9 protein-coding genes are annotated in these 9,404 nt (G+C 61.6%); 7 read left to right on the top strand and 2 right to left on the bottom strand.

Translation table 11 applies throughout. The features are described 5' to 3' along the window. A partial coding sequence (locus tag ACQZ2L_RS20895; protein WP_430327668.1) for a hypothetical protein occupies positions 1 to 194 on the top strand: 194 nt, incomplete at its 5' end. Between the two features lie 180 nt (positions 195 to 374). Here ACQZ2L_RS20895 and ACQZ2L_RS20890 read toward each other — a convergent pair. Further along, positions 375 to 1,868, bottom strand: a complete 1,494-nt coding sequence (locus ACQZ2L_RS20890; RefSeq protein WP_430327667.1) for a CoA-acylating methylmalonate-semialdehyde dehydrogenase — start codon at positions 1,866 to 1,868, stop codon at positions 375 to 377. Between the two features lie 69 nt (positions 1,869 to 1,937). Next, positions 1,938 to 3,284: an aspartate aminotransferase family protein gene (locus ACQZ2L_RS20885; RefSeq protein ID WP_430327666.1), complete on the bottom strand. Its 1,347-nt coding sequence runs from the start codon at positions 3,282 to 3,284 to the stop codon at positions 1,938 to 1,940. A gap of 119 nt (positions 3,285 to 3,403) precedes the next feature. Here ACQZ2L_RS20885 and ACQZ2L_RS20880 point away from each other — a divergent pair, with 119 nt between their 5' ends. From ACQZ2L_RS20880 to ACQZ2L_RS20855, 6 genes are all read left to right on the top strand, one after another. Then, positions 3,404 to 4,321 (top strand): LysR family transcriptional regulator, encoded by a 918-nt coding sequence (locus ACQZ2L_RS20880; protein WP_430327665.1) that lies wholly within the window; start codon positions 3,404 to 3,406, stop codon positions 4,319 to 4,321. A 72-nt stretch (positions 4,322 to 4,393) separates the two neighbouring features. Further along, entirely contained in the window at positions 4,394 to 5,056 is a 663-nt protein-coding gene (locus ACQZ2L_RS20875) for a TetR/AcrR family transcriptional regulator (RefSeq protein ID WP_101316172.1), read from the top strand. 9 nt (positions 5,057 to 5,065) lie between these two features. Further along, positions 5,066 to 5,647, top strand: a complete 582-nt coding sequence (locus ACQZ2L_RS20870) for an IMPACT family protein (protein WP_430327664.1) — start codon at positions 5,066 to 5,068, stop codon at positions 5,645 to 5,647. Positions 5,648 to 6,207: 560 nt separating this feature from the next. Then, positions 6,208 to 6,894 carry an SDR family oxidoreductase gene (locus ACQZ2L_RS20865; protein ID WP_430327663.1) on the top strand — a complete coding sequence of 229 codons (687 nt, stop codon included), beginning with the start codon at positions 6,208 to 6,210 and terminating at the stop codon, positions 6,892 to 6,894. Positions 6,895 to 7,014: 120 nt separating this feature from the next. Next, positions 7,015 to 8,370, top strand: coding sequence for an 8-oxoguanine deaminase (locus ACQZ2L_RS20860; protein ID WP_430327662.1), 1,356 nt, complete (start codon positions 7,015 to 7,017; stop codon positions 8,368 to 8,370). Between the two features lie 81 nt (positions 8,371 to 8,451). Further along, on the top strand, positions 8,452 to 9,399 hold the full coding sequence (locus ACQZ2L_RS20855) for an adenosine deaminase (RefSeq protein ID WP_430327661.1): 948 nt from the start codon (positions 8,452 to 8,454) through the stop codon (positions 9,397 to 9,399). Positions 9,400 to 9,404 lie beyond the last annotated feature (5 nt).

Below are 9,404 nucleotides of genomic sequence, written 5' to 3'. Positions count from 1 at the left end.
GGTGCCTGTCAAGCGTTTATTTCGAAGTATTTTGCGAGAAACTCGTTCAACTTCAAACACTTGACTCGCTTGCGATCTCTCGTAGCGGGAGGCGAATTCTACAGCGTTTCAACCTGCTGTCAACTGCCTTTTTCACCGCTGACGATCTTTCGATCGAAGCCCTTGCAGCACTTCTTAAACTTCTAACTCGTTGAATCTCAAGGAGTTTTCCGTTCCAACTACGCTGGAAGTGGGGCGCATTATAAGCGCTTACAGAAGCCCGTCAACCGTTATTTCGTAATTGCATAACATTAAGCAAAAGCGGCCCTACGGGCCTACAAAGCACAAACGAAACGGGGAGGCCCAAGGGCCTCCCCGCTCATACCGTGCCCCAGTTACAAGCTAGGGAAGGCAAACTGCGATGCTTCATGACTCTTGCGCTGCGGCCAGCGCTGAGTAATGGCTTTACGACGGGTATAGAAGCGCACACCGTCCGGGCCATAGGCATGCAAGTCGCCAAACAGCGAACGCTTCCAGCCACCGAAGCTGTGGTAGGCCACAGGTACAGGCAGCGGCACGTTGACACCGACCATGCCCACTTCGATCTCGTCGCAGAACAGCCGCGCCGCTTCGCCGTCACGGGTAAAGATGCAGGTGCCGTTACCATACTCGTGATCATTGATCAGCTGCATGGCCTGCTCCAGGCTGTCGACGCGCACTACACACAGCACCGGGCCAAAGATCTCTTCTTTATAGATGCGCATTTCTGGCGAGACATTGTCGAACAGCGTGCCGCCAACAAAGTAGCCATCCTCACAGCCCGGCACACGCAGGTCGCGGCCATCGACCACCAGCTTGGCGCCCGAAGCAACACCATCATCTATATAGCCAAGCACCTTGTCGCGCGCAGCAGCCGTTACCAGCGGCCCCATGTCCAGGCCACACGATGTACCCGCACCGATCTTCAGCGCGCGGATCTGCGGTTCAAGCTTGGCGATCAACGCATCAGCGGCCTGGTCACCTACGCATACTGCGACGGAAATGGCCATGCAACGCTCGCCGCAAGAACCGTACGCCGCGCCCATCAGCGCGCTTACAGCGTTATCCAGGTCGGCATCCGGCATCACTACCGCGTGGTTCTTGGCGCCGCCCAGTGCCTGTACACGCTTGCCGCGCTTGGTGCCTTCGGCATAGATATATTCGGCAATCGGCGTCGAGCCAACAAAGCTCAGGGCTTTCACCTCTGGCGCTTCGATCAACGCATCGACCGCTTCCTTGTCACCGTGGACCACGTTGAGGATGCCCTTGGGCAGGCCGGCTTCGATCAGCAGCTGGGCGATATACAGCGTCGAGCTTGGATCACGCTCGGACGGCTTGAGGATAAACGCGTTGCCACAGGCGATTGCCAGCGGATACATCCACAGCGGAACCATCGCCGGGAAGTTGAACGGAGTAATACCGGCAACCACGCCCAAAGGCTGGAAGTCCGACCAGGCATCGATGTTCGGGCCAACATTGCGGCTGTACTCGCCTTTGAGCACTTCCGGAGCGGCGCAAGCGAACTCGACGTTCTCGATACCGCGCTTGAGTTCGCCGGCAGCGTCTTCCAGGGTCTTGCCATGCTCTTCGCTGATCATCTGGGCAATCTTGGCTTCATTCTGCTCAAGCAGTTGCTTGAAGCGGAACATGACCTGGGCGCGCTTGGCCGGCGGCGTGTTGCGCCAGGCCGGGAAGGCGGCCTTGGCCGAATCGATCGCGTCTTGCACGGTGGCGCGGCTGGCCAGTTCGACCTTGCGTATGGCCTGACCGGTAGACGGGTTGAAGACATCGGCGGTGCGCTCGCCCTTGGAAACCAGTTCGCCGTTGATCAGGTGCTGAACAATGCTCATGCATAACTCCAGAAACAGGAAGGAAGGATCAGGCGTGCCCGTGCACGCCTGCCGTCAAAATCAGGCAGATCAATCGATCTGATTGAGGGTCTCGCCCACCGCGTCGAACAGGCGGTCGAGCTCCTGCGGCTGGGTATTGAACGTCGGGCCGAACTGCAGGGTGTCGCCGCCGTAGCGCACGTAGAAGCCTTTTTGCCACAGCTTCATCGCCACTTCGTAAGGACGCACGATGGCATCGCCATCACGCGCCGCGATCTGGATCGCGCCGGCCAGGCCGTAGTTGCGGATGTCGACGATATTCTTGGTGCCTTTGACGCCGTGCAGCAGGTTCTCGAAGTGCGGCGCCAGCTCGGCGGCCGACTGCACCAGGTTTTCTTTTTGCAGCAGGTCCAGCGCCGCGATGCCGGCAGCGCACGCCACCGGGTGCGCCGAGTAGGTATAACCGTGGGGGAATTCCACAGCGTACTCAGGCGTCGGTTGATTCATGAAGGTGTGGTAGATCTCGCTGCTGGCAACCACTGCGCCGAGCGGGATGGCACCGTTGGTGACCTGCTTGGCGATGCACATCAGGTCCGGGGTGACGCCGAACGCTTCAGCACCGGTCATGGCGCCCATGCGGCCGAAGCCGGTGATCACTTCGTCGAAGATCAGCAGAATATTGTGCTGGGTGCAGATTTCACGCAGGCGCTTGAGGTAGCCCTTCGGCGGCGGCAATACACCCGCCGAGCCAGCCAGCGGCTCGACGATCACCGCAGCGATGTTGGAGGCATCGTGCAGCTCGATCAGCTTGAGCATCTCCTCGGCCAGGGCAATACCGCCCTCCTCCGGCAAGCCCTTGGTAAAGGCGTTGACCGGCAGCACGGTGTGCGGCAAGTGGTCGACATCAAGCAGTTGGCCGAACATCTTGCGGTTGCCGTTGACGCCACCCAGGCTGGTACCGGCGATGTTCACCCCGTGATAGCCACGGGCGCGGCCGATCATCTTGGTCTTGGTCGCCTGACCTTTCAGGCGCCAGTAGGCACGCACCATCTTCAGCGCAGTATCGGCGCACTCGGAACCGGAGTTGGTGAAGAACACGTGGTTCAGATCACCCGGGGTCAGCTGAGTAATCTTTTCAGCCAACTGGAACGACAGCGGATGGCCATACTGGAACGCTGGCGAGTAATCGAGCACACCAACCTGGCGCGCGACCGCTTCGCTGATCTCCTTGCGGGTATGCCCGGCACCGCAGGTCCACAGCCCGGACAGCGCATCGAAAATGCGCCGGCCCTTGTCGTCGACCAGATAGTTGCCATCGGCGGCAACGATCAGGCGCGGATCGCGCTGGAAATTACGGTTGGCGGTGTACGGCATCCAGTGCGCGTCCAGCTTGAGCTGGCTGGCGATACCGGAAGGCGCGGTTTCGGGCATGTTCATCGGGCGGTTCCTCGGCAAACGAATAGGCAACGATGGATGTTGTTGCAGCTAAATTGGCACGGCGATAAAGTCTGGAAAAGCCTACTTTTCAAATCTTCAGTTAGCAGTGGACTAAACTAATGAGCCGACGCCCCGATCCACTTGCGCAAGTCAGCGACTTTGACATCCGCCTGCTCAAGATCTACCGCAGCGTAGTCGAGTGCGGCGGTTTCTCGGCAGCGGAGAACGTACTGGGCATCGGCCGCTCGGCCATCAGCCAGCAAATGAGCGATCTTGAGCAGCGCCTCGGCCTGCGCCTGTGCCAACGCGGTCGCGCCGGTTTTTCTCTGACCGAAGAAGGCCGCGACGTGTACCACTCGGCGCTGCAACTGCTGAGCGCCATCGAGACCTTTCGCACCGAGGTCAACGGCCTGCATCAACACCTGCGCGGCGAGCTCAATATCGGCCTGACCGACAACCTGGTGACCCTGCCGCACATGCGCATCACCCATGCCCTGGCCGAGCTCAAGGACCGCGGCCCGGACGTGCACATCCAGATCCGCATGATCGCCCCCAGCCAGGTCGAGCAAGGCGTACTTGATGGCAGCCTGCATGTTGGCGTGGTGCCGCAAGCCAGCCCGCTGTCGGGCCTGGAGTACCAGCCGCTGTACAGCGAGCGGTCGTTGCTCTACTGCGCCGTTGGCCATCCGCTGTTCTATGCCGACGACCACAAGATCGACGACGAGCGGCTCAACAGCCAGGATGCTATCGCGCCGACCTTCCGCCTGCCCGGTGAAATCCAGGCCCAGTATCAGGCGCTTCACTGCACGGCGAGCGCGTCGGATCGCGAGGGCATGGCGTTCTTGATCCTGACTGGCCGCTACATCGGCTATCTACCAGACCACTACGCCAGCACCTGGGTGCAACAAGGCCGCCTGCGCGCTCTCAAACCTGCGCAGCGCCATTACGACCTGAGCCTGAACTGGGTGACACGCAAAGGCCGGCGGCCAAACCTGGTACTGGAAAGCTTCCTTGAAAGCCTCGCCGCCACACGCTAAAGGCTTGTCACTTCGGCACAGGCAGGTAATCTGTCGAACAATCCTGTTGCCTCAGCCCGTTCGGAACCGTCCATGACCCTAGAAGTCCCAGCGCATCGCCTCTCCGCCTCGGGCAAGCCCGCCGGCCGCATCCGCCAGAAGAACGAACAGGCGATTATCCAGGCGGCCGAGGACGAGTTTGCCCGCCACGGTTTCAAGGGCACCAGCATGAACACCATCGCCCTCAAGGCCGGCTTGCCCAAAGCCAATCTGCACTACTACTTCACCAACAAGCTCGGCCTGTATATCGCCGTACTGAGCAACATCATCGAGCTGTGGGACAGCACCTTCAACGCCCTGAGCGTTGACGATGATCCAGGCCAGGCGCTGAGCCAGTACCTGCGTACCAAGATGGAGTTCTCGCGGCGCAACCCGCAGGCCTCGCGGATCTTCGCCATGGAAGTGATCAGCGGTGGCCAGTGTCTGACTGAATATTTCAGTGCCGATTACCGTGAATGGTTCCGCGGCCGTGCCGCCGTGTTCCAGGCCTGGATCGACGCCGGCAAGATGGACCCGGTCGACCCGGTGCACTTGATCTTCCTGCTCTGGGGCAGCACCCAGCACTACGCCGACTTCTCCACTCAGATCTGCCAGGTCACCGGCCGCAGCCGCCTGACCAAGCAAGACATGGAAGACGCCAGCAACAATCTTATCCACATCATTCTCAAAGGTTGCGGCATCCAACTGCCTGCCTGACCCGGACTTATGCCATCTACCCTGCTCGACCTCTGCGAGTTTCGCGAAGAAATCCGCAAGAGCCGCTTCATCACCCTCGCCGGCCCGATCAACAGCCCTGCCGAAGCGCAGAGCTTCATCGAGCGCCACAGCGATCTCGCCGCCACCCACAACTGCTGGGCCTGGAAAATCGGCGGGCAATACCGCAGCAATGACGACGGCGAACCCGGCGGCACTGCGGGCCGGCCGATCCTCGCCGCGATCGAGGCGCAGGACTGCGATCAGGTGGTGGTACTGGTGATCCGCTGGTACGGCGGTATCCAGTTAGGCACCGGCGGCCTCGCCCGGGCCTATGGCGGCGGCGCCAACAAATGCCTGCAACAGGCGCCCAAGCGCCTGCTGGTGCAGCGCAGCGTATACACCTGCAGCTGTAGTTTCAGCGAATTGGCCTTGGTCAAACTGCGCCTGGCTGAGGTTGACGGGTTGGTCGTGGATGAACAGTTCACCGCCAATGGCGTGGACCTGAAACTTGCATTTGGCCCTGCCCATCTGCCAGCACTGCAGCAGCAACTGGCCGACCTGAGCCGCGGCAGAATTATCCTCAGCGCGTGACCGGCTAAACGTGCGTGACCTGCTGAAACTGTAGGAGCGGCCTTGTGTCGCGAAAGGCCAGCGCAGCCGGCCCGGCAATATTGGCTGCGAAGCTGAGAATTTGGCGCCGCTACGCAGCCCTTTCGCGACACAAGGCCGCTCCTACAGGGACCGCGTGATTGCCCACAAGTACTGTGGGCCTGCCTGTGGATAAGCTTGGGGCAGTCCGATCCAGGCCACGAATTACAAGGCGCTCAGAGCATTGATCATATTTTGATCACAGTTTGTGTCATAGCGCTGAAAAGCACCGCATTACAGTAAGTTATCCCCAGCCTGCGATGAAAATTTGGCCTCCAGCAGGCAAGACCTGCCCCGCCCGCTTGCGCACAAATACTGTGGAGCAGCCTGTGGATAAACCGTTAGCCACTGGCTCGGGCCCTGACGGCGCAAGGCCCGCAGCCTGCTGATCATTTTTTGCACAACCGTGCATCGGCTGCCACACGCTGGCAAACTGCAGCGACTACGCTGGCAGCTCTGGTGATGGCTGCCCCAGCACGCGCTACCTCTGAAGGAGTACAGGAATGACCGCAACCAAGACCGCCCTGATCATTGGCGCCTCGCGAGGCCTGGGCCTTGGCCTGGTGCAGCGCCTGCACGAAGATGGCTGGAAGGTAATCGCCACCGTACGCGACAAGGCCAACCCGGGCGACCTGGGCAGCATCGTCGGTGTGCACATCGAAACCCTCGAGATCAACAACACCGCCCAACTCGACAGCCTCAAGCAGCGCCTGCACGGCGAGACGCTGGACCTGCTGTTCGTCAACGCCGGGGTCATGGGGCCGCTGCCGCAGGATCTGGAAGCGGTCAGCGAAAACGACATCGGCGCCTTGTTCATGACCAATGCCGTGGCACCGATCCGCATCGCCCGCCGCCTGGCCGGGCAACTGCGCGAAGGCAGCGGCGTGCTGGCCTTCATGAGTTCGGTACTGGGCAGCGTGAGCATCCCTGATGGCGGCGAGATTCCGTTGTACAAGGCCAGCAAGGCCGCCTTGAACTCGATGATCAACAGCTACGTCGGCGAACTGCAGCGCCCCGACCTCGCCGTGCTGGCCATGCACCCTGGCTGGGTAAAAACTGCAATGGGCGGCGAAAACGCCGAAATCGACGTGTTCACCAGCACCAGCGGCATGCTCAAGCAGATCAAGGCGCACAGCGGCAATGGCGGCCTGCGCTTCATCAATTACAAGGGCGAACCACTGGTCTGGTGAATTGAAAGCTGCGGGGCGAGGCAGTAGACTCGACGCCTCGCCCCCGCGGCGAACCTGGATCAGCAGACAGGGCAAAACTGAGCTGGCTTACCTGAACCCACTTTCAGAGGAGCCGGCACCATGCCTGCGACCCGTACCTGGTTGAAATCCCCCCTTGCCATCTTCACCGCCAACGACAGCGACGCGCGCGGCGGGCTGGTTATCGAAGACGGCAAAATCGTGCAACTGCTCGCCCTTGGCGAAAGCCCTAGCGCACCCTGCGATCAGGTGTTCGACGCCCGCGAGCACGTGCTCCTGCCTGGCCTGATCAACACCCATCATCACTTCTATCAAACCCTGACCCGCGCCTGGGCGCCGGTGGTCAACCAGCCGCTGTTCCCCTGGCTCAAGACCTTGTACCCAGTCTGGGCACGCCTGACTCCAGCCAAGCTCGAGCTGGCCAGCAAGGTGGCCCTGGCCGAGCTGCTGCTGTCGGGCTGCACCACCGCCGCCGACCACCACTACCTGTTCCCCCAGGGCCTGGACAACGCCATCGATGTACAAGTCGAAGCCGTACGCGGGCTGGGCATGCGCGCGATGCTGACCCGCGGCTCGATGAGCCTGGGCGAAGACGACGGCGGCCTGCCGCCACAGCAGACCGTGCAACAGGGGGAGGTGATCCTGGCCGACAGCCAGCGACTTATCCACAGCTACCACGAACGTGGCGAAGGTGCGCAGATCCAGATCGCCCTGGCGCCCTGCTCACCGTTCTCGGTAACCCCGCAAATCATGCGCGCCAGTGCCGAATTGGCCGCAGAGCTGGACGTGCGCCTGCACACCCACCTGGCCGAAACCCTCGATGAAGAGGAGTTCTGCCTGCAGCGCTTTGGCCTGCGCACTGTGGATTACCTGGACAGCGTCGGCTGGCTGGGCCCGCGTACCTGGCTGGCGCACGGCATTCACTTCAACCCCGACGAAATCGCCCGCCTCGGCGCTGCCGGTACCGGCATCTGCCATTGCCCAAGCTCGAACATGCGTCTTGCTTCGGGGATTGCACCCACGGTGGATCTGGAAGCTGCCGGCGCCACGGTTGGCCTCGGCGTCGATGGCTCGGCCTCCAACGATGCCTCGAACATGATCCTCGAGGCGCGTCAGGCGCTGTATCTGCAACGGCTGCGCTATGGCGCCGAACAGATCACCCCGGAGCGGGCCCTGGGCTGGGCCACCCGTGGCTCGGCGCACTTGCTGGGGCGCAGCGACATTGGCCAGTTGGCGGTTGGCAAACAGGCCGATCTGGCCCTGTTCAAGCTCGATGAGCTGCGCTTCTCGGGCAGCCACGATCCGCTGTCGGCCCTGCTGCTGTGCGGCGCCGACCGTGCCGACCGGGTCATGATCGGCGGCAAATGGCGCGTGATTGACGGCCAGATCGAAGGCCTCGACGTCAAAGGCCTGATCGCCGACCACCGCCAGGCCGCAGCGCAACTGATCGCCGGTTGATATCTACAGGGCCAGGCCGGGCGCATTGCCCGGCCTGGCCCTGTAGAATGGCGGCAACCGTTCCTGATCGAGATCACACACATGTACGACTGGCTGAACGCCTTGCCCAAGGCGGAACTGCATATGCACCTGGAAGGCTCGCTCGAGCCCGAGCTGCTGTTCGCCCTGGCCGAACGCAACAAGATCGCCCTGCCCTGGGCGGATGTAGAAACCCTGCGCGGCGCCTATGCCTTCAACAACCTGCAGGAGTTTCTCGACCTCTATTACCAGGGCGCCGATGTCCTGCGTACCGAGCAGGACTTCTACGACCTGACCTGGGCCTACCTGCAACGCTGCAAGGCGCAGAACGTTATCCACACCGAACCGTTCTTCGACCCGCAGACCCACACCGACCGGGGCATCCCCTTCGAAGTGGTCATGGCCGGCCTGAGCAAAGCACTGAAGGATGGCCGTGAACAACTTGGCATCAGCAGCGGGCTGATCCTCAGCTTCCTGCGCCACCTCAGTGAAGAAGAAGCGCAAAAAACCCTCGACCAAGCGCTGCCGTTCCGCGATGCATTCATTGCCGTGGGCCTCGACAGCTCGGAGAAAGGCCACCCGCCGAGCAAGTTCCAGCGCGTCTTCGAACGCGCCCGCAGCGAAGGCTTCGAAGCCGTCGCCCACGCCGGCGAAGAAGGCCCGCCCGAGTACATCTGGGAAGCCCTCGACCTGCTCAAGATCAAGCGCATCGACCATGGCGTACGCGCCATCGAAGATGAACGGCTGATGCAGCGCATCATCGATGAGCAGATCCCGCTTACGGTGTGCCCGCTGTCCAATACCAAACTCTGTGTATTCGAACACATGGGCCAGCACAACATCCTCGAGATGCTCGAGCGTGGCGTCAAAGTCACGGTCAACTCCGACGACCCAGCCTACTTCGGCGGTTATGTCACCGAGAACTTCCACGCGCTGCACACCCACCTGGGCATGACCGAAGATCAAGCCCGACGCCTGGCGCAGAACAGCCTGGACGCTCGCCTGGCCTGACCGGC

This window comes from Pseudomonas shirazensis (genome assembly GCF_050496565.1).
Classification (GTDB): domain Bacteria; phylum Pseudomonadota; class Gammaproteobacteria; order Pseudomonadales; family Pseudomonadaceae; genus Aquipseudomonas; species Aquipseudomonas shirazensis_A.
Note: the sequence above shows the minus strand (reverse complement) of the source record. Positions and strands in the feature narration are given on the sequence as shown.